A 26,322-nucleotide genomic window follows, 5' to 3' on the forward strand; every position below is an offset into this window, starting at 1 on the left:
ATTTGGTCATGACTATTATAACATGCTCATTATAATAGTCAAATTAAACTCTCATATATTCGTTAAGTTAGTGTGCCCATTTACTTGAGCGTTCATAACAAGCCCAAAGCCCATCAACATTGATGCCATCATTGTACCGCCATAAGAAATAAATGGCAGTGGCACCCCTACTACAGGTACTAATCCCATAACCATAGCCATATTGATAAATACATGACTAAATAGTGTGGCGGTTATACCTATGACCATTAATTTGCTAAAAACAGTGCGGCAATTGACGCCAATTAATAAGGAAAGAGTTATAAGTGAGAAATATAATATAAGCAAAAACATACCGCCTAAAAAGCCAAATTCTTCAGCAAAAGTAGCAAAAATAAAATCGGTTTGGTGTTCGGGCAAGAAATCTAAATGACTTTGACTGCCTTGATTTAACCCAAGACCAAAGAACCCCCCTGAGCCTATAGCGATTTTAGATTGTATAATATTATAGCTAGCACCTAGCGGGTCTTGTTCAGGATCTAAAAAAACCATCACACGTTTTTTTTGGTAATCATACATCATATTCCAAGCGATAGGTAAGCTAACAAGGGCTGTAACTCCAAGTATTATAAAATATTTTATTCTAAAACCTACTGCAAAAAATATAATACTAGAGACAATTAAGGTAATCATGCCTGTACCAAGATCGGGTTCTCTAATTATTAAAAAAGCTGGAACTAACACTCCTATAATTGGTATAATTATTTTATGAAGTTTACTTAGGTCATCAACTGTTAGTGAGTGAAAATATCGGGCTAACATCAATACTATGGCAATTTTTATCGGCTCGGAAGGTTGCAGCTTTACTATCCCAATATCTATCCATCTTTTTCCGCCCATTGCTGTTGAGCCAAAAAGCTCTACGGCAATTAATAAAGCGAGTACGCAAAAATAGAAAATATAAGATAATCTAAAGATAATCCGTAAATCAATTAAAGCAATGATTATAGCTATAGGCATGAATATACAAAAATTCACAATTTGTTTAAGTGCCCAAGGTTGTAGGCTGCTGTTTGCAGCAGAATAAAGGACAATAAACCCAATAGAACAAATTAGGCTAATAAGTAGAATTAAAGTAAGAGGGAGTCTTTTTATTTGTTCAAAATAATTTTTATGCATTATCATCTATGTTTTCTAATGTTTCATTATCGCCTAGCAACATTATTTTATCCTCAACTAACTTTGCAAAATCAAGATATTTACAATATAAAAAGTCTATGATTACTTTCTTTAAATTATAATCTTCCGTATTTAAATAGTCTAAACTAGAAAAACCAGCTTTATTTAAAACAAAAGGATTAGCTTTATAAGTTATTAATTCTCTTATAAAATAAATATTACATATTGCATAATGTAAAGCAGTATTATCTTTATTATCTTGGATATTAACACTAATACCACATTTAAATAAAGCTTCTAAAATAATATAATTATCGCTATCATAAAATGATAGGCACTGTTGCAAATAGGTATTGTGTATGCAATGACAGATATTATTGCCGAGGGGTGACAGTTTTCTTTGCCGATAATAAAATAGACATCTAAACAAATTAATTAGTTGCAAAGATGTCTGGGAAAAGAATAACACACCAACAAGTAAAGGTATATATGACATTAAGAAAAGCAGGTTTAAACCAAGTTATTGCATCAGCTAAAGCAGGATTTTCAGAACGTACTGCTAGAAATATAGAAAGAAGAGGGCTACCACAAAAACAATATAAAAAAGTTTCTAAACGTATTAATGATCCTTTAGACAAAGTGTGGGAACCAATTATAGTGCCTTTATTAGAACAAATACCACATTTAACATCATTAACATTATTAGAATATCTACAGGATCATCATCCTGGAGAATATCCGGATAGTATATTAAGAACTATGCAAAGACGTGTTAGTAAGTGGAAAGCACTACATGGTCCGGAGAAAGAAATTGTTTTTCGTCAGTTACATGAACCGGGACATCAATGTTTATCAGATTTCACTGTCTTAAAAGGTATTAATATTACAATTAAAGGTCAGGTATTTCAGCATATTTTATATCACTTTCGCTTAGCTTATAGCAATTGGTCTTTTATGAAAATTATTCAAGGTGGAGAGAGCTTTACTGCTTTATCTCAATCACTACAGGATGCTTTATGGAAGTTAGGTGGCTGCCCACGTGAGCATAGAACAGATAGTTTATCAGCAGCTTTTAAAAATCTCTATTCAAATAGTGAAGAAGATATAACTAAAAGTTATGAAGCAATATGTATCCATTATGGTATGATTGCTACCAGAAATAATCGAGGTAAAGGACATGAACATGGCAGTGTTGAAGCAGCACATGGGCATCTCAAAAGAAGGTTAGAACAAGCTCTTTTACTCCGTGGTTCATATGATTTTAAATCAGTTGAAGAATATCAAGATTTTATAGATGTGATAGTTCAAAAACACAATAACCGTCATGAAGCACAACTTAATATTGAGCGACCTTATTTACAATTACTACCTCAAAAAAGAACGATTGATTTTACTGAGATCACTGCAAGGGTAACAACGTCTAGTACTATATCGGTACAAAAAGTTATGTATACTGTACCATCACGTTTGATTGGTCAGCAACTGAAGATTCATATTTATGATAGTTATCTTGCATGTTATTTAGGTGCTGATCATGTATTAAATCTAGCAAAAGTAAGAGTTGATAAAAATAAAAAATGGCAAAGATCTAGATGTATTAATTACCGCCATTTAGTAAATGCTTTGATAAAGAAGTCTGGAGCATTTCGTGGTTCTATTCTACGGGATGATATTTTACCAAATGAGACATATAAAAACATTTGGAATTTGATTAATCAGCATTGTAAGCCAAAGCATGCGAATAAATTAATGGTAGGTATTTTAAAGTTAGCTGCTGATTATGATTGTGAACTGGCACTAGGAGAATTGGTGCTGTCATCTCTTTCTAAAGGTCAGATACCTTCTTTGAGTTTATTGCAAATACGTTTTCAATCTTGTAGTAATAATCCATTATTACCACCTATAGGAGTAACACAACATTCGCTACAAACATATGATCATCTTTTATCTGTGTTTGCTGTAGGAGGTTGTTATGCATGATTCTGCAACTTTACCAATTCTTCTAAAAGAATTAGGATTATTGACTATACTTGAGACATGGGAAAACTTTTTAGAGAAGGCACAAATTGAAGGATGGAGTTATAATAAACTGTTTTCTATTCTTTTAGAACAGGAGGTAGAGACACGTCATAGGAAAAAAGTACAAGCTTATCTTAGGAAAGCACACTTACCACCTGGTAAATCTTTAACCACTTTTGATTTTAGCCAAGTACAGCCACTGAATAAAGCTAAGATAGAGGAATTAGCTTTTAATACTGCCTGGATAAAGAGATCAGAAAATCTTTTAATCTTCGGTCCGTCTGGAGTAGGCAAAAGTCACTTAGCGGCTGCAATAGGATATGCTTTAGTGGAGAAACATGTTAAGGTATTATTTATATCTACTACTAAACTAGTACAGCTTTTACAAGCTGCACGTAAAGAGTATAGATTACCAAATGAACTGACCAAATTAGATAAGTATGATGTTATTATCCTTGATGATATTGGTTATGTACGTAAAGATGAAGGAGAAACACATGTATTGTTTGAGTTGATTGCTCAACGATATGAATCTGGTAGTATGATTGTAACTGCTAACCAACCTTTTAGTCAGTGGGATAGCATTTTTACTACTAATTCTATGACTGTAGCAGCGATTGATAGGCTCATTCATCATGCTACAATTTTAGAAATTCAATCAGATAGTTATAGAAGAAAAAGTGCATTACTAAAACAAGTAGAGGATAATAAATAGTATGATAACTAATTGTATTAATGATCATAATGATACAGTAATCTATACTACTACCAATGAGCCAATGATGCCTGCTAGATTATATTATAAGGTCCACAATGAAGATTTATAGCATAAATCATTAAGATACTGACAATTTAATAGTATTAAAAACAGCATCATAAAATGTTTCAAAATCTCCTACAACTTTCCTAATTTCATTTTTTATCTTAAACCAGTAATGCTCTATAGGATTTAAATCAGGAGAGTAAGTTGGTAAATACAATATGGTACAACCAACGGATTCAATTAACTCTTTAACTTTAGAATTTTTATGAAAATTAATGTTATCCATAATAACGGTTTGCCCAGGTTGTAATTCTGTAATTAATACATCCCTAATATAAGTTTTAAAGACCTCTGTATTACAATTACCTTCAAATATTACAGGAGCAATAAGATTACCATTACAAAGACCAGCTATCATACTTATTCTAAATTTATGTTGATACACCTTTTCTCCATAACACCTTTGTCCTATAATGCTCCATCCATACTCTTTGCAAGCATTATCCTCTATTCCAGATTCATCAAGATATACTAATTTGTCTTTTGTGATGGTTTGTATCTTTGCTATAAATTCATTTCTTAATTTAATCTCTTTTGGGTATATTCCCCGCCGCTTGCGGCGTAATATGGCGGAATGAGCAAATATATACATAAAAGTCATAATGTTACGGTACTGCTACATGGTATTTCCAGCAAAATATCGCCGAGCAGTGTTTGACGTATCAGTTGATCAAGTATTACGAGAAATATGTTTAGAGATAGAAAAGAGATATCAAATAAAATTTTTAGAAATAGGGGTTGATGAAGATCATGTCCATTTTTTGGTACAATCTGTACCAACCTATAGCGTAACAAAAATAGTAACAACAATTAAAAGTGTTACAGCTCGTCAAATATTTAGACAGTGTCCACAGGTAAAGAAACAATTATGGGGTGGAGAATTTTGGACTGATGGATATTTTACGAGTACGGTAGGTAAGCATTGAAATGAGAATATGATAGGAAAATACGTAAAAAACCAAGGCAAGGAATATCAGAAACTGCATGAGGATCATCAGCTAGCTTTCTTCTAAAATACCCCGCTGCTTGCGGCGGGGATTACTTTTATTATCTCTTTTCAGATGAAAATGAGTTTTTTTATAGCTATAGCCAAGTTTTCTGATTTGTCTTAAAATAGTTACAGATGCAATATTACCCCATTGCTTTGCTAACTCCTTTGATGTTTTATTCATATTAGCTTTAAAAAATTCTTTAAAAGATTCTGAATCTTTTATCTTATGACTATGTCCTTTCTGATAACCAGTTGCTGCTTCTAAAGTACCTTGCTTATCTTTTAATTTTTTCCATTTATATATAGTATCACGACTTACATTAAATAATTTACTTACCTTACTTATTCGTATCCCTGCTTCTACAGCTTTTATAACTCTTAGTCTTAGTTCTATTGCATATGCTCGTGCCATATCTCTTTACATGCTTGTTAATATTTGCTTACTATAACATGATACTCTCGCTCTGTCAGTACCTTAATGACTTATGCTATATTAGTCAGGGCTTTAAAAAAGCTAAAGTGTATAGGATTTGAGAGTAAAAAGCATTTTGTATTATTGTATTATAAAGAAGCTAAAAACTTGAATTTAGAGGTACATTATCAAGATGTACCAGAAGAGTGTTATCCCGTAGTCTTAGCAACTGGATGTATTAAGCAAGGCTCTATATTACACTTAGACTTAAAATCGTTACAAAGAGCAGTATGCATAATAGATTTTTTAGGAAAGCACATACCCCCAACCATTATGGAAATTACTAGTTTTGCTCATTCTAATAAACTAACTGTAATCCAGAATAGCCAAGAGATACAAGAACTATTAGATCAGAATTTTGATCATATTTTTCTTGATAGTAATATTCATAATATTAATCATGTGATAAATCTAAATGATGCAGTAGGAAAAGAAATATTAGCCAGCTCTCCAGATAAAGCAATGGTGAATGAATCATTAGCAATGTTCATGCCATATGTTGAAGAAGAAGATATAGCTAATTATCCTGAATTTGAAAGGATATCAATACATTATAATAGGCAAAAACATGATAATTTAATTGTATGGTTATCAATAAGGGCAGTGATAAAGGAATTAGTTGCTACAACACATTACGAAGGCAATAAGAATTATTCTTCTAAAGATGCTCTAAATGAGTTATTTATAATGCTTAATTATGATTTAAATCCTAATAAGAATGAGGGATGACAACATTCAAACAATTTAAAACTGAAGTAATACAACAGATAACAAGGAGATTGGGATGAGCAATACACTACCACCATAACCGGCAAAGAAAACTGTCGTTGCATATTCAGATTTGATCTGACATATTAAGATTGAAATTAGATGAGTTTGTGGGTATGTAGATAACTGAGAAGTTATATATCATATCCATAAACTAAATATAAAAATCAATTAATAGGAAAAATATGTCAAACTATGATCAAAAAATAATCAAACCTAAATTAGGATTATTAGAACTTGCAAAACAACTAGGCAGTGTTAGGCACTGCGTGTAAAGTAATGGGCTATTCAAGAGATAGCTTTTACCGAATAAAAGTAATCCCCGCCGCAAGCAGCGGGGTATTTTAGAAGAAAGCTAGCTGATGATCCTCATGCAGTTTCTGATATTCCTTGCCTTGGTTTTTTACGTATTTTCCTATCATATTCTCATTTCCATGCTTACCTACCGTACTCGTAAAATATCCATCAGTCCAAAATTCTCCACCCCATAATTGTTTCTTTACCTGTGGACACTGTCTAAATATTTGACGAGCTGTAACACTTTTAATTGTTGTTACTATTTTTGTTACGCTATAGGTTGGTACAGATTGTACCAAAAAATGGACATGATCTTCATCAACCCCTATTTCTAAAAATTTTATTTGATATCTCTTTTCTATCTCTAAACATATTTCTCGTAATACTTGATCAACTGATACGTCAAACACTGCTCGGCGATATTTTGCTGGAAATACCATGTGATACAGCAGTACCGTAACATTATGACTTTTATGTATATATTTGCTCATTCCGCCATATTACGCCGCAAGCGGCGGGGAATATACCCAAAAGAGATTTAAAGAACTGTATGAGACAGGAGTAGAAGCTGCACTTACAGATATAAGTCGTAAGAAACCTATACTTAAGAATCGTGTATCAGAACATATAGAACAAGCAGTAATAAATCTTGCTATAGAAAATCCTGCTCTTGGTCAGCTTCGTGCGAGCCAAGAGTTATTGACAAAACTTACGCTATGAGTAAAAAAGTGATAAATTATTGTAAAAATAATTAAACATGTCAAAGAGGATAAAGTTGCAAGCAATACCAATTAATAGGACAGATTATTGTCAATTTTTAATAGTTAGCCAAAAGAATTATAGTTTAACCTACTACGCTGAACATGCAAAGAAATGTAGTCATGATGTTATTAATAGATTTTTAAGGAATGAAAAATATACACCTTCTTTGTTATGGGAACACATCAAGAATGATGTTATTTTTTCATCTAATGGATATACAATATTTGATGATACGGTTTTAAATAAAAGGAATACGAAGCAAATAGAAATTGCAAGATCGCAGTACAGTGGAGCTACAGGTAGAGTTACTAAAGGTATAGGAGTAGTGAGTCTGATATATTATAACCCTGATATTAATAAGTTTTGGGTAATAGATTATCGAATTTTTGCACCTGATCATGATGGAGCAACAAAACTAGAACACCTATTAAACATGTTAAATAATGCTGTTTATAGCAAGAAGATTCCTTTTCAAACAGTACTTTTTGACACATGGTATTCTACACACAAAATTATGCAACATGTTGACTCTCTGGGGAAATATTATTATGCCCCTATTAAAGCCAATAGAAACGTTAGTAAAACGCACGATTCTAAACCTTATAAAGCTGTAAAAGAGTTGACATTTTCAGATGAAAAGATCAGGCATGGAGTAGAGATTCATATAAAAGGCTTTGCTAAAAATAAGCATGTTAATTTGTTTAAATTTACTGTTTCTACCAACAGAGTTGAGTATGTTGTTACCAATAACAAAACTCACAAATCTTCTAAAGCTGCACAAGATGAGTGTGGCTTTCGATGGGTAATTGAGAGCATGCACAGAGAAATTAAGCAACTTACTGGGATAGAACGTTGTCAATGCAGGAAACAGCGTCTTCAACGTAATCATATTAGTTGGGCATTTTTAGTTTGGGCATTTCTCAAAAGGACTGCAAATACAATCGGTAAAACGGTTTACCAAATAAAGTTAGGGCTTTTAGATGACTATATGCAACAACAGCTGCGTTCTCCATCTTTACGATATTTAGAACCAAACATAGCGTAAGTTTTGTTGAAACAGGGTATTATAGTATCATCCAGTGGGGTACGTTCTCTATTTGGCTACGCAATGATCTCGAGACTTTAAAGAAAAGACTCAAAGCTTTAGAAGCTAAATCTGCACAGGATGGTATCTTGCTTACAGAAGAGCAACTAGCTGCTCTAGAAAAAGCAAAACAAACTAAAGAAGCACATGGTGAAATAGATACGCAGCATCCAGGGTATCTTGGTTCACAAGATACATATTATGTAGGTAATATGAAAGGTGTAGGTAGAATCTATCAACAAACATTTATTGATACTTATTCTAGAGTTGCTATCTGTAAACTTTATACTGATAAGACCGCAATAACATCTGCTGATATTTTAAACGACAAAGTAATACCGTTCTTTAATAATCATGAAGTACCGCTACTGAGAATCCTAACAGATAGGGGAACAGAATATTGTGGAAAGGTAGAAAATCATGCTTTTGAGTTATATTTGGCTATTGAAAATACTGATCACACTAAAACTAAAGCTAGATCTCCTCAAACTAATGGAATATGCGAAAGATTACATAGAACTTTAAAAGATGAGTTTTATGATATTGCATTCCGTAAGAAGATTTATAACTCATTAGAGGATTTACAGATTGACTTAGATCAATATTTAAACAAATATAACAACGCAAGACCTCATTCTGGAAAGTTTTGTTATGGAAAAACCCCTATGCAAACTTTCAAGGATAGCATCAAAATTGCTAAAGATAAGTCTATTAATTCTTACTTATCTGACAGCTCTCTTGCTGCTTAATCAATCTCTGTCTGTCAGGTCAAGTGTAGTGTTTTACATCTAATATCTTTGGGGCATAATACTGAACCCAACGGTAAATTGTAGAGTGATCTACCTCTACACCTCTTTCCTCTAACATCTCTTCTAAATCTCGATAGCTAATACCGTACTTACAGTACCACCTTACTGCCCATATTATTATATCGTATTTAAAATGACGTCTCTTAAAAAAATTCATAAAGCTTATCTATAACAATTTATTCCCTATTCTTATATACTAATATTTCCTATTTGCAACAGGGCCATTCCTTTTCTAAGCTTCAGAAGTTGATCCAAAGTAATTTTTTCCTCTCGTAAGGCATTTTTTACATTTATAGCATCAACCATTCCAAAAATAGAATGATATCTAATACGCAAATGTTCCAACCAATTTCCTCTAACAAAAATATGAGGTTTCTCATCATAATTCCAAGAACCAACACATTTTATGATTTCTTTTTTTGGTAAATTAATTGTAACACCATGAAATCTACTTATAGAATCAGGAAACCAATTTATAGTTATTAATCTCCACTACTTCTACAGAAACAATAAAACCGATAAGTTTATAGTTTTTACCATGATGATAATCTTGAAAATATCTTAAAATATTTTGTTCATATTGATGCATATATTTTGCATCCATTAGGTAACAATCAGTATTTAATGGAATTTCATGATATTCATAAATTTCAAAATTATTATCTTTAAATAATTCATCGTGGTAGTTAATAGATGAATTATTGTAGCGTGTATTGTTCTTAGAAAAGAATTTTTTTAAAAAATTAAAAAACTTTATCATATTATTAATTTATTAGTTAACCAAATGCGGTAAACTAGCATAAATTAGGCTATAGTACAACCTAAACTTTTAATAAATAAATAAATTTTCAACTTTTATAACAGATTTTTAAGATAATAAAATTTCAATAGTAAATGTTATAGTTTGGTTTAAATTTTAGATTTATCTGCATAATAACGGCATTTTATCTACATAGTTCATTATTATATTATGCAGATAAAGTACAGATAAATCAAATATTTATCTCTCTAAAACCTTTAGTCCCTCTTTCAAACCATGTTTTATAAATGTAATTTTAGCTTGTTTACCATCAGCCGTTATAAACTCTAAATAATTATCATTTGATAAAATCATTTCAATATCATCTTTTGTAATAGTAGCTATAGCTTGGGAACTATTTATCGTACAATTTATATATTTTCCTGGTGCAATATTTTTCTCGCCACTATTAATAGCTGTGCCGGCAGGAATTTGAACATTTGGCGGTAGTACTTCAATTAGCTTTAATTCTTTTTTGCTTTGTTCACTATTGAAATAACCAATATGGTACATTGCTAATATTTCTGTCTCTTTATCTTTTTCCGTATTATTAATTTGTTGTGATAAAAAGCAAATTTGTTTTTGTGCATTATTAACATTACAGTTTAGATTCCAAGCTCCATATTTTTTAGGTGCTGTTGAAGCATTAACATTTTCCACCCTAAATAATACAAAAACCCCAGCTATTACAAATAACCCGCTACAAACAAATATAATTTTCTGTATGTAATTTTTCATTTTACTTTTAACCTTTTTAAAATATTTTCTTTCCCTAAAATTTCAGCAATTTCAAATATGCTAGGTGATCCAACCATACCTGTAATTAAAGCTCTCACAGGTTTCATAACTTCATTTAGCTTTAAACTATTTTCTGTTGCTATTTTCTTAAATTCAGACTGCACTGATTCTTTATCAAACCGCTCAAGTTTTTCTAAGCTTTCTATAACATTACTAAGCAAATTTTTATCACAATTTGCTATTATTTCTTTTGCCTCCTCTTCATAAATAATCGGAGTATTTATTAGATAAATTTTGGCAAGATTTGCTAAATCTAGTAAGGTTTCTCTTCTAACTAATAAACCTTGTAGACCACGTTTTATATAATTTACTTCCTGCTCACTAATCTTATAATTTCGATTTAATATCTCTAAAATTTTAGCAATTAAACTATCTTCATCAAGCATTCTTAAATAATGGCTATTTAAACTATTCATTTTAGTAAAATCAAGCTTTGCAGGTGATTTACCGAGTGAATCTAGGTTAAACCATTCGATAGCTTGATCCATTGGAATAATCTCATCATCTCCATGACTCCAACCAAGTCGCAACAAATAATTACATAAGCTTTCCGGTAAATATCCCATATCCTTATAAGTTTCAACACCTAAAGCCCCATGCCTTTTAGACAATTTAGCACCATCTGCTCCATGAATTAGCGGTATATGAGTCATGCTTGGAACATGGTAACCAAAAGCGTTATATATAGCGATTTGCCTTGCAGCATTCGTTAAATGATCATCACCTCTAATAATATGAGTTATGCCCATATCGTGATCATCCACCACCACGGCTAACATGTAAGTAGCAGTGCCGTCACTACGTAATAGTACCATATCATCAATGTGGGAGTTCTCAATTACTACATCACCTTGCAGTGTATCATGAATTGTTATGCTGCCTGATCTCGGAGTTTTTAAACGTATAACTGGCTTTATATCTTTTGGGTAAGTATTAGGAGTTTTATCACGCCACCTACTATTAAAAATAAAATGCTTCTTATTTTCTAGAGCTTCTTGCCGTTGTTTTTCTATTTCTTCCTGAGGCGTAAAACAATAATATGCCTTACCCTCTGCAAGTAACTTTAACGCTGCTTGCTTGTAAAGATCATTGCGTTTAGATTGAAATACGGCTTCACCATCCCAATTCAGCCCTAGCCATTTTAGTCCTGAAAATATGGCTTCTACCGCTGCTTCTGTTGATCTTTCTTTATCAGTATCTTCAATACGTAATAAGAATTTGCCGTTATTATGCTTAGCAAATAAATAGTTGAATAAAGCCGTTCTTGCTGAACCTATATGTAAAAACCCCGTCGGTGACGGAGCAAATCTAGTAATTACGTTGTTAGTCATTTATTTATACATAGATGTCATTGCGAGAAGAAACTATAAGTTTTGTACGTGCACAATCTCAGGATGTTTAATGAGATTGCTTCGTCGCTACGCTCCTCGCAATGACGGGTTATCATTTTTCTTCAAATATACAAAATAGTTTACCTCTATATCATCATCACTTAAATGCCATTCATCTTTAGCTAAATTATACACCAAGCCTTTTATTTCCTCAATTTCTATATTGGTATTTTCTAGCATCTCATAAATTTCAGATGGTTTTAGAAACTTACTATAATCATGGGTATTTTTTGGCACCCATCCGAGTATATACTCAGCTGCTATTATCCCAAGTAAATAAGCTTTTTTGGTGCGGTTAATCGTAGAAATTATAGCCATACCTTTTGGCTTAATACGCTTTACTAAATTAAGCATAAATCCTTGAACATTTTCCACATGCTCGATAACTTCAATGCAAATCACTACATCATATTGCTTATCGTTTTCTAATTCTTCTATAGTGCTTTTTAAATAATTTACCTTAATATTATTTTCTGTGGCATAAGCCAAAGCAGTATCGATATTACTTTGCAAAGCATCAATAGCCGTAACATTTAAACCTTGCATTGCAAGATTAGTAGCAATTAAACCGCCACCACAACCTACATCTAATATTTCCAAATCAGAAATATCGTTGTAATGCGATTTTATCTTCTCTATTATATAGTTAAGGCGAATAGGATTTATGCGGTGTAAAATACCGAATTCCCCATCCTTATTCCACCAACTATGAGAGATTTTCTCAAATTTTTCTAATTCGTTTTTATTAACTGAAGACATAGTTATAATATACTTATATGGTACTAATAATACTAGCCCTAATTTTAATTAGCTGCATATTTGCTCCCATTGGCTGCATAGCATTATGGAAAAGATATGTTTACTTCGGCGACGGGCTTGCTCATAGTAGCTTTCTTGCAGTCAGCATTAGTATTATCGCACATTTTCCGTTAATATATTCAGGACTAATTGTTGCAATTCTTTTTTCGATTTTTGTTTTTATCTTCCAAAATAATTCTGAGAAAAATGCAGTTATTAATTTAATTTCTAGCTCTATGCTAGCTATTGCTTTAATTATTAATTATTTTTCTTCTGCCCAAAACAATATAGTAAATTTACTGTTTGGTGATATTTTATCTGTAGCTTCTAATGATTTAATTGTGCTAACAATAATGCTTATAGCTATTATATGTTTTATTGCATATTTTTATAATAAAATTCTTCTTATAATTATTAACAGAGATATTGCCATAATTAAAGGCATAAAAGTTAATATTATAGAACTACTATTTTTACTTATTTTATCTGTATCAGTATTTTCTGCAATTAAAATAGTTGGAGTACTTATGGTGACAGCTGTGTTACTTATTCCTGCTATGATTGCAAGATTTATGGTAGGCAGCCCTGGTATGATGATTATAATATCAATTTTTATTTCGCTATTTATTAATTTCTGTGCTGCTACTGTCTCTTTTTATTTCGATCTTCCTCTAACGCCGTTAGTTATTATTATTGGCTCGTTAATTTATGGGGGGGTGTATTTTTCTGTCATTGCGAGGAAAAATTGGAATTATTAAGTGGCTTTTATATCATTCCGACGTAAGGCTTGTTGTGTGGATCGAGAGTCGTCATTGCGAGCGACTGCAAGGAGCGTGGCAATCTCATGAAATAGTATAAAATTCCTGAGATTGCTTCGTCAATTACTTCGTAATCTCCTCGCAATGACATTACACATAACAAAAAAGCAAGCTATTTAGTAATAACTTGCCTTTTATTTTACCTGAAACTAATTAGAAATTTTAATCTTCGTACATTCTTTTACGAGCAAACTTTCTTTTTCTTCTTGCTGCTTCTTGTGCTTTACGAACACGTTTTGCTGACTTTGGTTCGTAGTAACGCTGTTCTTTCATTTTACGAAAATAAAGCTCTCTTTGTAGCTTCTTCTTAAAATTCTTAAGCGTATTATCACAATTACCGGCGTGAACATTTACTAGTATCACTAAAATTACTCTCCTTAAAATAAATATATATTGGTAACAAGCTATATTATCTATATAATAAGTTATAATGTCAAGGTTAAAAATATGAATATTCAAGAAGAACACTACACGAAGAAAATAAGCTTCATGCAATCATTATTAGAATTATTACCATTTAATGAATGGAATGACAAAATAATTAATGAAGCAGAAGAAAAATGCGGCTTTGCTAAGGGTTATGGCTTAGTACTTTTTCCAGATGGATTAGCCGAAATAATAAAATTTTTTGAAAGCTATCTAGATAATATTACGTTAGAAAGTTTAAATGAGTATGAAGTACCAAATAAAATTAGAGAAAAAATATCCTTAGCAGTAAAAACTAGAATTAAAGCAGTATTACCTATTATTCATAGCAAGAATGCTACATATTTTGCATTAAATCCTATTCAAGGTACAGAAGTTGCATTCCATAGCTGTGATATTATTTGGCAATATGCCGGTGATAAATCGATTGATTATAATTATTATACTAAGCGAGGCTTGTTGCTTTCAGTTTATGTGTCATCTATTCTTTTTTATATTCAAGATGAATCAGAAAATTATATTAATACCGATAAATTTATTGATAGTTCTGTAGAAAATATTGTGCAAGCTTTTTCGCAAATGAAAAAACTACTCGATCCATCAAATATTCCAATAGTTAGGATGTTTACGTAGGAGAATAATGAGAATTTATTTTACAATTATTATAGCTATATTACTAACGAGCTGCACTTCATCATAGAATCCAGTAACCTTTAATGTCATACTGCGGCTTGTACCTTAGGTATCCTTTAGATATGAATTGCAACATAAAACCCCGCTACAAGTGAGCTAGGTGACAAGGCATTGCCCGTATGGATCAGCTTTTCCGTCATTGCGAGCGAATGAAATGAGCGTGGCAATCCAGAAAAAATAATAAAAAATGCTATAAGTCAGCATTTTTTAGCTAGATTGCGTATGTACAATTACTTCATAATTTCCTCGCAATGACGGGAAAACCAACATGTATGGACCTACCTAATAATGCAAGAAAAAAATAATACTGAAGAAAAAAACAAATGTAGTCATGTATCCGGCCTATTTTTAGTACAACTAACTATAATGGCCCTGATGGATTTCGCTGACTTACAAACTATACTTATCAGAGCCTCGGCTTCGGAAGAGCCCCTGTCCCAACCAGTTTTATTGTAAGCTAAGGTTTGTCTTATCTACCATCAATATTATATCTCTTTCGCATATTCTAGGTTAAAATTATTTAAATGGTTTTCCGTTTTTTACATTCTTACAGTATAGCATAAATCATTAAGATACTGACAATTTAATAGTATTAAAAACAGCATCATAAAATGTTTCAAAATCTCCTACAACTTTCCTAATTTCATTTTTTATCTTAAACCAGTAATGCTCTATAGGATTTAAATCAGGAGAGTAAGTTGGTAAATACAATATGGTACAACCAACGGATTCAATGAACTCTTTAACTTTAGAATTTTTATGAAAATTAATGTTATCCATAATAACGGTTTGCCCAGGTTGTAATTCTGTAATTAATACATCCCTAATATAAGTTTTAAAGACCTCTGTATTACAATTACCTTCAAATATTACAGGAGCAATAAGATTACCATTACAAAGACCAGCTATCATACTTACAAAACTTACGTATGTTTGATATAATGCCCATGAATTAAGGGATATTATGAAGTGCTTCACTATAAAACATTGCTGTGTAATAAAAGTTTTTAGCATATTTGCTATAACATAGCGTAAGTTTTGCTTATTCTAAATTTATGTTGATACACCTTTTCTCCATAACACCTTTGTCCTATAATGCTCCATCCATACTCTTTGCAAGCATTATCCTCTATTCCAGATTCATCAAGATATACTAATTTGTCTTTTGTGATGGTTTGTATCTTTGCTATAAATTCATTTCTTAATTTAATATCTCTTTTCGGATGAAAATGAGTTTTTTTATAGCTATAGCCAAGTTTTCTGATTTGTCTTAAAATAGTTACAGATGCAATATTACCCCATTGCTTTGCTAACTCCTTTGATGTTTTATTCATATTAGCTTTAAAAAATTCTTTAAAAGATTCTGAATCTTTTATCTTATGACTATGTCCTTTCTGATAACCAGCTGCTGCTTCTAAAGTACCTTGCTTATCTTTTAATTTTTTCCATTTATATATAGTATCACGACTTACATTAAATAATTTACTTACCTTACTTATTCGTATCCCTGCTTCTACAGCTTTTATAACTCTTAGTCTTAGTTCTATTGCATATGCTCGTGCCATATCTCTTTACATGCTTGTTAATATTTGCTTACTATAACATGATACTCTCGCTCTGTCAGTACCTTAATGACTTTTATGCTATAGCACAACATCTTACGAGGTCTAAAAGCACTATTAGTATGGAGCTAAAAAGAAATAAGGTAAAAGATAAGTATATGCCTTGTGTTGCTCAGGAAAAATATGAAAACAGGATGTATCAGCAAGAGTTATTAAAAATAGAAAAGAACCCTATGTTGTTAGATTATATTAAAAATGCTATGATTCGCAAGAAATGGTCGCCGGATGCTATAGCCGGAAAGTTAAAACTAGACAAAAATACAGCTTTGTGTATCAGTACAGAAAGTATATATAGATTTGTTTACACTTCTGCAGTAGCAGCTAAATTAAAGTTATATAGCTATTTACCTTCTAAAAGATATAAAAGCAAGAAAGAGGGAAGAGGCGTCAAAGGATCATTATACCACAAAGGATCTCAATACATCAGCGTGATGCAATAGCTACGAAAAAGGTAGAAGTAGGGCATTTTGAGGCAGATCTTACATTTCATAAAGGTAATCAAAGTATGAATATTGGTGCACTGGTGGATAAAAAGACAAAACTTACGCTATGTTTGATATAATGCCCATGAATTAAGGGATATTATGAAGTGCTTCACTATAAAACATTGCTGTGTAATAAAAGTTTTTAGCATATTTGCTATAACATAGCGTAAGTTTTGAAGAGTCAAAAGATTATTTTAGTGCTGAATAACTCCAAGAGAGCTACAACAGTTACCAATGGTTTTTTAAGAAAGATAAAAACTCTTCCAAATAGTGTGAGAAAGACTATTACTATGGATAATGGCAAAGAGTTTGTGGGGCATGTTGCCTATAGACTATCTGGGTTTCAAACTTTCTTCAAAACTTACGCTATGTTATAGCAAATATGCTAAAAACTCTTATTACACAGCAATGTTTTATAGTGAAGCACTTCATAATATCCCTTAATTCATGGGCATTATATCAAACATAGCGTAAGTTTTGTCTTTTGTGATCCATACCGCCCTAGACAAAAAGCATTAGTGAAAAAAATGAATTCTATGATTCATAGAATTTTACCTAAAAATACAGATATTACAACCGTTACACAAAGAGGTCTTGACAATGTTGCTGAGATTTTAAATAACATGCCAAGAAAGATTTTTGGTTATAAAACCCCCAATGAAATTTGGGCAGAAAATTTATAGGTTTTGTTCTACTTAGTCCTTGAATTTTCAACCGGATGCTATAGCCGGAAAGTTAAAACTGGACAAAAATACAGCTTGTTGTATCAGTACAGAAAGTATATATAGATTTGTCTACACTTCTCCAGTTGCAGCTAAATTAAAGTTATATAGCTATTTACCGTCTAAAAGATATAAAAGGCAAGAAAGGGGGACAAGGCATCAAAGGATCATTATACCACAAAGGATCTCAATACATCAGCGTGATGCAATAGCAATGCAAAAGCTAGAAGTAGGGCATTTTGAGGCAGATCTTACATTTCATAAAGGTAATCAAAGTATGAATATCGGTGTGCTGGTGGATAAAAAGAGTCAAAAGATTATTTTAGTGCTGAATAACTCCAAAAGAGCTAAAACAGTTACCACTGGGTTTTTAAAAAAGATCAAAACGCTGCCAAGTAGTGTTAGAAAGACTATTACTATGGATAATGGCAAAGAGTTTGTAGGGCATCTTGCTTATAGACTATCTGGGTTTCAAACTTTCTTTTGTGATCCATACCGCCCTAGACAAAAAGCATTAGTGGAAAAAATGAATTCTATGATTCATAGAATTTTACCTAAAAATACAGATATTACTACCGTTACACAAAGAGCTCTTGACAATGTTGCTGAGATTTTAAATAACATGCCAAGAAAGATTTTTGGTTATAAAACCCCCAATGAAATTTGGGCAGAAAATTTATAGGTTTTGTTCTACTTAGTCCTTGAATTTTCAATATTATTATGCCCCTATTAAAGCCAATAGAAACGTTAGTAAAACACACGATTCTAAACCTTATAAAGCTGTAAAAGAGTTGACATTTTCAGATGAAGAGATCAGGCATGGAGTAGAGATTCATATAAAAGGCTTTGCTAAAAATAAGCATGTTAATTTGTTTAAATTTACTGTTCCTACCAACAGAGTTGAGTATGTTGTTACCAATAACAAAACTCAAAAATCTTCTAAAGCTGCACAAGATGAGTGTGGCTTTCGATGGGTAATTAAGAGCATGCACAGAGAAATTAAGCAACTTACTGGGATAGAACGTTGTCAATGCAGGAAACAGCGTATTCAACGTAATCATATTAGTTGTGCATTTTTAGTTTGGGCATTTCTCAAAAGGACTGCAAATACAATCGGTAAAACGGTTTACCAAATAAAGTTAGGGCTTTTAGATAACTATATGCAACAACAGCTGCGTTCTCCATCTTTACGATATTTAGAACCAAACATAGCGTAAGTTTTGATAATCTAACAACATAGGGTTCTTTTCTATTTTTAATAACTCTTGCTGATACATCCTGTTTTCATATTTTTCCTGAGCAACACAAGGCATATACTTATCTTTTACCTTATTTCTTTTTAGCTCCATACTAATAGTGCTTTTAGACCTCGTAAGATGTTGTGCTATCTTATTAATACTGACTCCTAGGTCATACATTCTTTTTATCTCATATCTCTCTTCTCGAGATAAGTGTCTATATTTTCTGTTCATCATTACCTATTTAAAATCTTATTATTTTAAATAGGTTCTGTTCTACTTACTTATAGTATTTTCACCCTATGTTGTTAGATTATATTAAAAATGCTATGATTCGCAAGAAATGGTCGCCGGATGCTATAGCCGGAAAGTTAAAACTAGACAAAAATACAGCTTTGTGTATCAGTACAGAAAGTATATATAGATTTGTTTACACTTCTGCAGTAGCAGCTAAATTAAAGTTATATAGCTATTTACCTTCTAAAAGATATAAAAGGCAAGAAAGAGGGAAGAGGCGTCAAAGGATCATTATACCACAAAGGATCTCAATACATCAGCGTGATGCAATAGCTACGAAAAAGGTAGAAGTAGGGAATTTTGAGGCAGATCTTACATTTCATAAAGGTAATCAAAGTATGAATATTGGTGCACTGGTGGATAATAAAGAGTCAAAAGATTATTTTAGTGCTGAATAACTCCAAGAGAGCTACAACAGTTACCAATGGTTTTTTAAGAAAGATAAAAACTCTTCCAAATAGTGTGAGAAAGACTATTACTATGGATAATGGCAAAGAGTTTGTGGGGCATGTTGCCTATAGACTATCTGGGTTTCAAACTTTCTTTTGTGATCCATACCGCCCTAGACAAAAAGCATTAGTGGAAAAAATGAATTCTATGATTCATAGAATTTTACCTAAAAATACAGATATTACTACCGTTACACAAAGAGGTCTTGACAATGTTGCTGAGATTTTAAATAACATGCCAAGAAAGATTTTTGGTTATAAAACCCCCAATGAAATTTGGGCAGAAAATTTATAGGTTTTGTTCTACTTAGTCCTTGCATTTTCATGACTATGTCCTTTCTGATAACCAGTTGCTGCTTCTAAAGTACCTTGCTTATCTTTTAATTTTTTCCATTTATACAAAACTTACGCTATGTTATAGCAAATATGCTAAAAACTCTTATTACACAGCAATGTTTTATAGTGAAGCACTTCATAATATCCCTTAATTCATGGGCATTATATCAAACATAGCGTAAGTTTTGTATATATAGTATCACGACTTACATTAAATAATTTACTTACCTTACTTATTCGTATCCCTGCTTCTACAGCTTTTATAACTCTTAGTCTTAGTTCTATTGCATATGCTCGTGCCATATCTCTTTACATGCTTGTTAATATTTGCTTACTATAACATGATACTCTCACTCTGTCAGTACCTTAATGACTTATGCTATACAAAACTTACGTTATGAGTAAAAAAGTGATAAATTATTGTAAAAATAATTAAACATGTCAAAGAGGATAAAGTTGCAAGCAATACCAATTAATAGGACAGATTATTGTCAATTTTTAATAGTTAGCCAAAAGAATTATAGTTTAACCTACTACGCTGAACATGCAAAGAAATGTAGTCATGATGTTATTAATAGATTTTTAAGGAATGAAAAATATACACCTTCTTTGTTATGGGAACACATCAAGAATGATGTTATTTTTTCATCTAATGGATATACAATATTTGATGATACGGTTTTAAATAAAAGGAATACGAAGCAAATAGAAATTGCAAGATCGCAGTACAGTGGAGCTACAGGTAGAGTTACTAAAGGTATAGGAGTAGTGAGTCTGGTATATTATAACCCTGATATTAATAAGTTTTGGGTAATAGATTATCGAATTTTTGCACCTGATCATGATGGAGCAACAAAACTAGAACACCTATTAAACATGTTAAATAATGCTGTTTATAGCAAGAAGATTCCTTTTCAAACAGTACTTTTTGACACATGGTATTCTACACACAAAATTATGCAACATGTTGACTCTCTGGGGAAATATTATTATGCCCCTATTAAAGCCAATAGAAACGTTAGTAAAACACACGATTCTAAACCTTATAAAGCTGTAAAAGAGTTGACATTTTCAGATGAAGAGATCAGGCATGGAGTAGAGATTCATATAAAAGGCTTTGCTAAAAATAAGCATGTTAATTTGTTTAAATTTACTGTTTCTACCAACAGAGTTGAGTATGTTGTTACCAATAACAAAACTCACAAATCTTCTAAAGCTGCACAAGATGAGTGTGGCTTTCGATGGGTAATTGAGAGCATGCACAGAGAAATTAAGCAACTTACTGGGATAGAACGTTATCAATGCAGGAAACAGCGTATTCAACGTAATCATATTAGTTGTGCATTTTTAGTTTGGGCATTTCTCAAAAGGACTGCAAATACAATCGGTAAAACGGTTTACCAAATAAAGTTAGGGCTTTTAGATGACTATATGCAACAACAGCTGCGTTCTCCATCTTTACGATATTTAGAACCAAACATAGCGTAAGTTTTGTCTTTTCTATGTACGCTCTACCTCATTCATCAAGATCCTTGAGTCTTTGAATCTTTTATCTACATGATCTGGCAATAAAACAGCATGATAAACATTATCGCCTTTTTTGCTAAAATTATAAGTGATGTTAGTTCTCTCATCTTTAATAATCAGCCTGGCATTATAGGCGGCTTTAAGGCAAGCATTTTTACCTTCACTCCTACTTACTATTTCTATTCTTGCAAACTGTATCGCCATGGTTTGTTAATTCTAACAATGTTCAATCCATCATTGACATTACCATGCAATCTTAAAATCATCCACTGAAACCAGAACCACTTGAACCAGCAAGCAAAAATAAACCGTAAGGTTTATATATTGCGTCTCTCCCTGTTTTTTTACAAACAAGGAGAGAACTCTTCTCTCTGCTACTTCTTTATAGGTCTTGAATAATGGTAATCATCTTTATTTGTTTTTATTGATCTTAGTTTGCTGGTTCGGTTAGGTATGGGGATATTTTGATTTTAAATGGCTTGCACAGCTTCATAACCAAATTGTTCTACATAAGATTTTGCATCTTTTACTATACTATTTGACTTTAGCAATAGAGTTAAATTATGTTTTAATAGTTCCTTTATCATAATTTATAAAATTAGAAAGAAAAATTTGTTATCCTTGGCATTAACTATATCTTCTTACTTAGTATTATTCTTTTTTTTGTAACTCTCACACACAGCATTAACTTTTTGAACAAATGCTGCAAACTCATCAACTTTTAAGATTTGTTTTTCTTCCTTCTTATATTTAAGCCAAACCTCAATATATGGTAACGAGTTACAGTATTTATCTTCATAAATTTCTATAGGGTTTCTAGTAAGATCTTCTTCATGAAAAGATCCACGGCACACATAACAAAATTCAATTTCATACGGTATAGACGGTAAAAATAACGGTGCAGATGAGGAAGCCCTTTCGGAATTCATTATATCTAGTTCATGCATCTGAAAAAAGGCTTTACTAGAAAAATTCTCTGGGTTTTCTGCTCCCAGCATCACAAAGCTAGCTTTATCAAAATCCCATGCGTCTTCTGCTTCTAGACGTGCAAATCTGTCTTCATTTACATTTCCTTGCAATTCAGCTACCTTTTGCATCAACAACCATGTATGTTGATGATTTAGTAACCTAGAAAAATAGAGCACTCCATTTTTTATGTATACGTTACGTATAGTTGCCCATTCATTTTTAGCTTGGTTTAAAGGCTTTATAATTAACTGATCACCGTCGTGCTTAAAATAAAATATTTCTAAATTATTAGGTAAAATGCTCCTACCATTATAAATCTCTTCATTGGCTATAGCAAATTGCTCTTTGGCAAAAGTTCCTATAAATTTTATCCAATAGCTTTCTTCAGAAGCAATTCTACCATCTTCATATATCATCTGATACTTTGTAACTCTTATTTCATTTGCATCACTGATTATTTTAGATGGTTTTATTATTTCTCTTAGATTGTCATCTCTGATTTCTTCATAATATGCTCTTTTACTCTCTAGTTCTTTATGGCATTTTTCTAGGTCAATAATATTGCTTTTTCTTTCAATAATACAATGTGGAGATATAATTTTTCCTTTATATATAAAATCATTAGGAATTCCTAAATTTTCTTCGTTCTGCTTAGTATCTATAGTATCATTGGACACTTCTTTTGACTCTATGACAGCAAACATATCGTTAGTAATTAAAGTTACTGATACTGCAATAAGAAAAAACTTAAGAAAATTTTTATACATAATACTTCTTTAAACTTAGTGGTATAAACTTTATTTCATTATTATGCTGGACTTTGCAAGCTTAAAAGTTGTATCAAACGTTAGTTTGTTTTAGAAAAATTTGCAGAATTTCTTAGCACTTATAATTATGATGTTGACTTCCATAATTTATTGATAATTCATGATGATTATAACAATCAAAAATAAAATTATCTCTATGGATAATGTCATAAAACGTAGATTAAAATTAGAACAAAAAAAAGTTCAAATTATTACTGAAGAAGCAAGACTTAAAATTCAAGAAAGAAAAGCTCGTACCCGTCGTTTAATTGAAATCGGCGGCTTAGTTGTTAAAGCTAAACTTGATGATTTACCCACTAACAGTTTACTAGGAGCTTTTGTTTCTTTAAAAGAAAAATTAATACAAAATCCTAATATCCAAGATCAGTGGACTAAAATCGGCAAAAATATTTTTGATAATCACGAATTAAGATAATTTAATATTAATATCATATATAAAATTTTTAATATTTAAATTAAGGAGTAGATAAATTGTATATCATCTGATACCATTATATAGTATTTAAAACAGTCAAGTAATGATAGAATATATTAAACATAATGAAGGAACATTTACTTCATTAACAACAGAACAAAAAAAAGCTGTAGGATTATTATCAATTGGAACATTTTTAGAATATTTTGATCTGATGCTATATGTTCATATGACAGTTTTATTAAATGAATTATTTTTTCCTAAGGCAGACCCTCATACTCAAGCCATTTACTCTGCTTTTGCGTTTTGTTCCACTTATGTGATGAGACCTGTTGGAGCCATAATTTTTGGCTTAGTTGGTGACATAATTGGTCGTAAAGCAACTGTAATTATTACTACATTCTTAATGTCGTCTTCATGTCTTGCAATGGCCCTTGTCCCAACTTATGCTGAAAAAGGACTCATTGCTACTGTGATAGTTATAACATGTCGTATTATTCAAGGTCTATCTTCTATGGGTGAAATAGTTGGAGCACAACTATACTTACTAGAAATAACAAAACCTCCTATACAATATCCTATTGTTTTAATGACATCAGTATTTGCTAATTTAGGGGGAATGATAGCCTTAGCTGTTGCATCTTTAGTCACCTCATTTGGATTTAATTGGCGTATAGCGTTTTGGCTTGGAACTATAATAGCAATTGTTGGAGCAGTTGCCAGAACTGCTTTACGGGAAACTCCTGAATTTGCTGATGCAAAACGTCGTGTTAAGAAAAATATTACTTTAATACAAAAAACTACAGATAATCCATTAAAAGATAATCTTATTTACAATGAAAGGGTCAATCTAAAAACAGTCTCCTTTTTATTATTAATATCATGTGGTTGGCCAATATGTTTTTATTTTACTTATATTTATTGTGGTGAAATTTTAAAAAATTCTTTTAATTTTACAGCAGAAGCAGTTATTCATCACAATTTTATTGTAGCAATAGTAAATTTTTGTGCTTATTTAATATTAACTTATTTAAGTTATATTATATACCCATTAAGAATTCTTAAGATTAAATTAGTAATATTTTTTATTTTTGCTCTCATTTGTCCTTATTTACTAAATAATATTACTACTTCTGTTCATTTGTTCTTAATTCAATCATTTGTAATGTTATTTTTTCTTAGTGCCAATCCAGCTATGCCAATTTTTCTAAAACATTTTCCAGTTTTTAAACGCTTTAGAACAGCAAGTATAATTTTTGCTTTATCGACTGTTTCCATGAATATTATTATATCTTTTGGTCTTGTATATTTAACAAAATATTTTGGCCATTGGGGAATACAAATGATACTATTTCCAATAATAATAGGATTTACACTTGGATTAAATTATTTCAATAATTTAGAAAAAAATAAAACATCATGTTTATTTTAGAAACAAAAATAGAAGAATTTATTTTAAATAATTCAGATCTAAAAGATGTTCATGCTGCGACCGTATTTGTTTTTGATGATAAAAAATTAATAACATCATTTTTTGGTAAAACACGATCTGAATCAGGTAAGTCAGAAGAAAATAATAGCATTTGGATCAGTTTAGGATTTAAAAGTAATAATCATTATCAATGGACTACTCCAAAAAGAATCGTTTCACCGCAATATTTCCGTGATCATCATATCCCTCTAAAGCAAGATAATGGGATAACCAGTTGTGGAAATCCAGTAATTACTTTCTTTAATAATCAGTTACTCATTTTTAGTAAAATTGGCCCTTATCCAAGAACATGGAGTGGAATATTATCTCGTTCTTATGATCAGGGATTAACATGGCAAAAACCAGAACTATTACATGGTATCCTAGGACCAGCACGTAATAAGCCACTAATTTATGAAAATAATATTTTATCTCCGTGTTCTCGAGAAAGTTGTATTGATGATTTTTCATATATAGAATATTCATCAGATTTACATACATGGAATTTAAGTAATCCTATATTACCATCCAACCCTCAAATTTTTCAAAAAGGTTACAGAGGTTTTATACAGCCAACTTTAGTTAGTAGTAATTTACCAAATAAAATCATAATGTTAGTAAGACCTAGAAAAACTGATTCCTTAATGTCTACTTACATACACAGATCAATATCCATAAATAATGGAATATATTGGAGTAATTTAGAACCAGTAAACTTATTAAACCCTGATAGTGCCATTGATGCCATTAATTTAGGTGATGATACATTACTACTTACATATAATCGAGTAATCAATAATCATAAATCACGAAATGTATTAAGTGTAGCTACATCCTATGATGAGGGGTTAAATTGGCACCCTATCACTATTAGAAATTCTATCTATCCTGAAGGGGATATAGAATATAATAACATCCTGTCTGAAGAATATTCATATCCTGCTATTATTATGAGTCCTGATAACAATGAAATTCATGTAATATATACATTTAATAGAATTAACCTAAAGCATAAAGTATTTCAATTACTACCAAAATAATCTATTCTATAAATAATC

At 31.4% G+C, this 26,322-nt stretch carries 31 protein-coding genes and 7 pseudogenes; 21 read left to right on the plus strand and 17 right to left on the minus strand.

The window, feature by feature from the left end:
- Positions 1 to 51: 51 nt before the first annotated feature.
- Together rodA and AAGD55_RS05380 are read right to left on the minus strand one after the other, a co-directional pair.
- Positions 52 to 1,158: a rod shape-determining protein RodA gene (gene rodA / locus AAGD55_RS05375; protein ID WP_341792386.1), complete on the minus strand. Its 1,107-nt coding sequence runs from the start codon at positions 1,156 to 1,158 to the stop codon at positions 52 to 54.
- The gene (locus tag AAGD55_RS05380) at positions 1,151 to 1,504 is read right to left on the minus strand and encodes a hypothetical protein (RefSeq protein ID WP_341792387.1); all 354 of its coding nucleotides are present in this window, start codon (positions 1,502 to 1,504) and stop codon (positions 1,151 to 1,153) included. The genes rodA and AAGD55_RS05380 overlap by 8 nt, the downstream gene beginning before the upstream one ends.
- Positions 1,505 to 1,647: 143 nt before the next feature.
- Here AAGD55_RS05380 and istA point away from each other — a divergent pair, with 143 nt between their 5' ends.
- Both istA and istB read left to right on the plus strand, forming a co-directional pair.
- Positions 1,648 to 3,138 (plus strand): IS21 family transposase, encoded by a 1,491-nt coding sequence (gene istA, locus AAGD55_RS05385; protein WP_341792388.1) that lies wholly within the window; start codon positions 1,648 to 1,650, stop codon positions 3,136 to 3,138.
- Positions 3,131 to 3,892 carry an IS21-like element helper ATPase IstB gene (istB, locus tag AAGD55_RS05390; protein WP_341792389.1) on the plus strand — a complete coding sequence of 254 codons (762 nt, stop codon included), beginning with the start codon at positions 3,131 to 3,133 and terminating at the stop codon, positions 3,890 to 3,892. The genes istA and istB overlap by 8 nt, the downstream gene beginning before the upstream one ends.
- 121 nt (positions 3,893 to 4,013) lie before the next feature.
- Here istB and AAGD55_RS05395 read toward each other — a convergent pair.
- Positions 4,014 to 4,613 (minus strand): annotated as a pseudogene (locus tag AAGD55_RS05395) (IS630 family transposase); the annotation flags it as partial.
- On the opposite strand from AAGD55_RS05395, the pseudogene tnpA (AAGD55_RS05400) reads away from it, so the two are divergent.
- Positions 4,575 to 5,013: pseudogene (gene tnpA / locus AAGD55_RS05400) on the plus strand (IS200/IS605 family transposase). The pseudogenes AAGD55_RS05395 and tnpA (AAGD55_RS05400) sit on opposite strands and share 39 nt — an antisense overlap.
- On the opposite strand, the gene AAGD55_RS05405 reads toward tnpA (AAGD55_RS05400), so the two are convergent.
- The gene (locus AAGD55_RS05405) at positions 4,999 to 5,403 is read right to left on the minus strand and encodes an IS630 transposase-related protein (RefSeq protein WP_341792390.1); all 405 of its coding nucleotides are present in this window, start codon (positions 5,401 to 5,403) and stop codon (positions 4,999 to 5,001) included. The pseudogene tnpA (AAGD55_RS05400) and the gene AAGD55_RS05405 overlap by 15 nt on opposite strands.
- 66 nt (positions 5,404 to 5,469) lie before the next feature.
- Between AAGD55_RS05405 and AAGD55_RS05410 the strand changes: the two genes are divergently transcribed.
- Complete coding sequence (locus AAGD55_RS05410) at positions 5,470 to 6,192, plus strand: hypothetical protein (RefSeq protein ID WP_341792391.1); 723 nt, start codon at positions 5,470 to 5,472, stop codon at positions 6,190 to 6,192.
- 224 nt (positions 6,193 to 6,416) lie between these two features.
- Positions 6,417 to 6,546 (plus strand): annotated as a pseudogene (locus tag AAGD55_RS05415) (IS481 family transposase); the annotation flags it as partial.
- Positions 6,547 to 6,575: 29 nt separating this feature from the next.
- Here the strand turns inward: AAGD55_RS05415 and tnpA (AAGD55_RS05420) are convergent.
- Positions 6,576 to 7,019 (minus strand): IS200/IS605 family transposase, encoded by a 444-nt coding sequence (gene tnpA / locus AAGD55_RS05420; protein ID WP_341790826.1) that lies wholly within the window; start codon positions 7,017 to 7,019, stop codon positions 6,576 to 6,578.
- On the opposite strand from tnpA (AAGD55_RS05420), the gene AAGD55_RS05425 reads away from it, so the two are divergent.
- The 3 genes and pseudogenes from AAGD55_RS05425 to AAGD55_RS05435 form a co-directional block, all read left to right on the plus strand.
- Positions 7,012 to 7,248, plus strand: coding sequence for a hypothetical protein (locus AAGD55_RS05425; RefSeq protein ID WP_410526120.1), 237 nt, complete (start codon positions 7,012 to 7,014; stop codon positions 7,246 to 7,248). The genes tnpA (AAGD55_RS05420) and AAGD55_RS05425 overlap by 8 nt on opposite strands.
- Before the next feature lie 37 nt (positions 7,249 to 7,285).
- Positions 7,286 to 8,335: a transposase gene (locus AAGD55_RS05430; protein ID WP_341792392.1), complete on the plus strand. Its 1,050-nt coding sequence runs from the start codon at positions 7,286 to 7,288 to the stop codon at positions 8,333 to 8,335.
- Between the two features lie 3 nt (positions 8,336 to 8,338).
- Positions 8,339 to 9,123, plus strand: a pseudogene (locus AAGD55_RS05435) (integrase core domain-containing protein); the annotation flags it as partial.
- Positions 9,124 to 9,166: 43 nt separating this feature from the next.
- Here AAGD55_RS05435 and AAGD55_RS05440 read toward each other — a convergent pair.
- The 5 genes and pseudogenes from AAGD55_RS05440 to ubiG all read right to left on the minus strand — a co-directional run.
- Positions 9,167 to 9,340 (minus strand): annotated as a pseudogene (locus tag AAGD55_RS05440) (IS6 family transposase); the annotation flags it as partial.
- 303 nt (positions 9,341 to 9,643) lie between these two features.
- Complete coding sequence (locus AAGD55_RS05445) at positions 9,644 to 9,943, minus strand: hypothetical protein (RefSeq protein ID WP_341792393.1); 300 nt, start codon at positions 9,941 to 9,943, stop codon at positions 9,644 to 9,646.
- A 240-nt stretch (positions 9,944 to 10,183) separates the two neighbouring features.
- Positions 10,184 to 10,720, minus strand: coding sequence for an invasion associated locus B family protein (locus AAGD55_RS05450; protein WP_341792394.1), 537 nt, complete (start codon positions 10,718 to 10,720; stop codon positions 10,184 to 10,186).
- Positions 10,717 to 12,111 carry a glutamate--tRNA ligase gene (gltX, locus tag AAGD55_RS05455; RefSeq protein ID WP_341792395.1) on the minus strand — a complete coding sequence of 465 codons (1,395 nt, stop codon included), beginning with the start codon at positions 12,109 to 12,111 and terminating at the stop codon, positions 10,717 to 10,719. The genes AAGD55_RS05450 and gltX overlap by 4 nt, the downstream gene beginning before the upstream one ends.
- An 87-nt stretch (positions 12,112 to 12,198) precedes the next feature.
- The gene (gene ubiG, locus AAGD55_RS05460; protein ID WP_341792396.1) at positions 12,199 to 12,930 is read right to left on the minus strand and encodes a bifunctional 2-polyprenyl-6-hydroxyphenol methylase/3-demethylubiquinol 3-O-methyltransferase UbiG; all 732 of its coding nucleotides are present in this window, start codon (positions 12,928 to 12,930) and stop codon (positions 12,199 to 12,201) included.
- A 17-nt stretch (positions 12,931 to 12,947) separates the two neighbouring features.
- On the opposite strand from ubiG, the gene AAGD55_RS05465 reads away from it, so the two are divergent.
- Positions 12,948 to 13,727 carry a metal ABC transporter permease gene (locus AAGD55_RS05465; RefSeq protein WP_341792397.1) on the plus strand — a complete coding sequence of 260 codons (780 nt, stop codon included), beginning with the start codon at positions 12,948 to 12,950 and terminating at the stop codon, positions 13,725 to 13,727.
- 222 nt (positions 13,728 to 13,949) lie between these two features.
- Here AAGD55_RS05465 and rpsU read toward each other — a convergent pair whose 3' ends face one another.
- Entirely contained in the window at positions 13,950 to 14,150 is a 201-nt protein-coding gene (gene rpsU, locus AAGD55_RS05470) for a 30S ribosomal protein S21 (RefSeq protein WP_341792398.1), read from the minus strand.
- Positions 14,151 to 14,234: 84 nt separating this feature from the next.
- Here rpsU and AAGD55_RS05475 point away from each other — a divergent pair, with 84 nt between their 5' ends.
- Entirely contained in the window at positions 14,235 to 14,846 is a 612-nt protein-coding gene (locus AAGD55_RS05475) for a COQ9 family protein (protein ID WP_341792399.1), read from the plus strand.
- Between the two features lie 627 nt (positions 14,847 to 15,473).
- Here AAGD55_RS05475 and AAGD55_RS05480 read toward each other — a convergent pair.
- A pseudogene (locus tag AAGD55_RS05480) lies at positions 15,474 to 15,824 on the minus strand (IS630 family transposase); the annotation flags it as partial.
- A gap of 101 nt (positions 15,825 to 15,925) precedes the next feature.
- Entirely contained in the window at positions 15,926 to 16,471 is a 546-nt protein-coding gene (locus tag AAGD55_RS05485; RefSeq protein WP_341792400.1) for an IS630 transposase-related protein, read from the minus strand.
- A 38-nt stretch (positions 16,472 to 16,509) separates the two neighbouring features.
- On the opposite strand from AAGD55_RS05485, the gene AAGD55_RS05490 reads away from it, so the two are divergent.
- From AAGD55_RS05490 to AAGD55_RS05510, 5 genes are all read left to right on the plus strand, one after another.
- Entirely contained in the window at positions 16,510 to 16,968 is a 459-nt protein-coding gene (locus AAGD55_RS05490) for a hypothetical protein (RefSeq protein WP_341792401.1), read from the plus strand.
- A gap of 218 nt (positions 16,969 to 17,186) precedes the next feature.
- A complete protein-coding gene (locus AAGD55_RS05495) occupies positions 17,187 to 17,390 on the plus strand; it encodes a hypothetical protein (RefSeq protein ID WP_341791510.1) in 204 nt (67 codons plus the stop codon).
- A gap of 141 nt (positions 17,391 to 17,531) precedes the next feature.
- Positions 17,532 to 17,696, plus strand: coding sequence for a hypothetical protein (locus AAGD55_RS05500; protein WP_341792402.1), 165 nt, complete (start codon positions 17,532 to 17,534; stop codon positions 17,694 to 17,696).
- 19 nt (positions 17,697 to 17,715) lie between these two features.
- A complete protein-coding gene (locus tag AAGD55_RS05505) occupies positions 17,716 to 18,417 on the plus strand; it encodes an IS30 family transposase (RefSeq protein WP_341792403.1) in 702 nt (233 codons plus the stop codon).
- 19 nt (positions 18,418 to 18,436) lie between these two features.
- A complete protein-coding gene (locus AAGD55_RS05510; protein ID WP_341792404.1) occupies positions 18,437 to 18,952 on the plus strand; it encodes a hypothetical protein in 516 nt (171 codons plus the stop codon).
- Here AAGD55_RS05510 and AAGD55_RS05515 read toward each other — a convergent pair.
- Positions 18,932 to 19,210, minus strand: a complete 279-nt coding sequence (locus tag AAGD55_RS05515) for a helix-turn-helix domain-containing protein (protein ID WP_341791355.1) — start codon at positions 19,208 to 19,210, stop codon at positions 18,932 to 18,934. The genes AAGD55_RS05510 and AAGD55_RS05515 overlap by 21 nt on opposite strands.
- Positions 19,211 to 19,278: 68 nt before the next feature.
- Between AAGD55_RS05515 and AAGD55_RS05520 the strand changes: the two genes are divergently transcribed.
- Entirely contained in the window at positions 19,279 to 19,668 is a 390-nt protein-coding gene (locus tag AAGD55_RS05520; RefSeq protein ID WP_341792405.1) for a hypothetical protein, read from the plus strand.
- A complete protein-coding gene (locus tag AAGD55_RS05525) occupies positions 19,619 to 20,014 on the plus strand; it encodes an IS30 family transposase (protein WP_341790873.1) in 396 nt (131 codons plus the stop codon). Before AAGD55_RS05520 ends, AAGD55_RS05525 begins: the two co-directional genes overlap by 50 nt.
- A 203-nt stretch (positions 20,015 to 20,217) precedes the next feature.
- Here the strand turns inward: AAGD55_RS05525 and AAGD55_RS05530 are convergent, their stop codons facing one another.
- On the minus strand, positions 20,218 to 20,358 hold the full coding sequence (locus AAGD55_RS05530) for an IS630 transposase-related protein (protein WP_341791021.1): 141 nt from the start codon (positions 20,356 to 20,358) through the stop codon (positions 20,218 to 20,220).
- A 135-nt stretch (positions 20,359 to 20,493) separates the two neighbouring features.
- Here AAGD55_RS05530 and AAGD55_RS05535 point away from each other — a divergent pair, with 135 nt between their 5' ends.
- The gene (locus AAGD55_RS05535) at positions 20,494 to 21,543 is read left to right on the plus strand and encodes a transposase (RefSeq protein WP_341791020.1); all 1,050 of its coding nucleotides are present in this window, start codon (positions 20,494 to 20,496) and stop codon (positions 21,541 to 21,543) included.
- Positions 21,544 to 21,558: 15 nt separating this feature from the next.
- Here AAGD55_RS05535 and AAGD55_RS05540 read toward each other — a convergent pair.
- Both AAGD55_RS05540 and AAGD55_RS05545 read right to left on the minus strand, forming a co-directional pair.
- Positions 21,559 to 21,786: pseudogene (locus tag AAGD55_RS05540) on the minus strand (MobA/MobL family protein); the annotation flags it as partial.
- Between the two features lie 437 nt (positions 21,787 to 22,223).
- Complete coding sequence (locus tag AAGD55_RS05545) at positions 22,224 to 23,318, minus strand: hypothetical protein (protein ID WP_341792407.1); 1,095 nt, start codon at positions 23,316 to 23,318, stop codon at positions 22,224 to 22,226.
- Positions 23,319 to 23,514: 196 nt separating this feature from the next.
- On the opposite strand from AAGD55_RS05545, the gene AAGD55_RS05550 reads away from it, so the two are divergent.
- The 3 genes from AAGD55_RS05550 to AAGD55_RS05560 all read left to right on the plus strand — a co-directional run bounded on the left by AAGD55_RS05550 (position 23,515) and on the right by AAGD55_RS05560 (position 26,304).
- Positions 23,515 to 23,793, plus strand: coding sequence for a conjugal transfer protein TraD (locus tag AAGD55_RS05550; RefSeq protein WP_266234755.1), 279 nt, complete (start codon positions 23,515 to 23,517; stop codon positions 23,791 to 23,793).
- Between the two features lie 103 nt (positions 23,794 to 23,896).
- Positions 23,897 to 25,225 carry an MFS transporter gene (locus AAGD55_RS05555; RefSeq protein WP_341792408.1) on the plus strand — a complete coding sequence of 443 codons (1,329 nt, stop codon included), beginning with the start codon at positions 23,897 to 23,899 and terminating at the stop codon, positions 25,223 to 25,225.
- The gene (locus AAGD55_RS05560; RefSeq protein ID WP_341792409.1) at positions 25,213 to 26,304 is read left to right on the plus strand and encodes an exo-alpha-sialidase; all 1,092 of its coding nucleotides are present in this window, start codon (positions 25,213 to 25,215) and stop codon (positions 26,302 to 26,304) included. The genes AAGD55_RS05555 and AAGD55_RS05560 overlap by 13 nt, the downstream gene beginning before the upstream one ends.
- Positions 26,305 to 26,322: the final 18 nt, after the last annotated feature.

It is taken from the genome of Rickettsia endosymbiont of Gonocerus acuteangulatus, assembly GCF_964026435.1.
GTDB lineage: Bacteria > Pseudomonadota > Alphaproteobacteria > Rickettsiales > Rickettsiaceae > Rickettsia.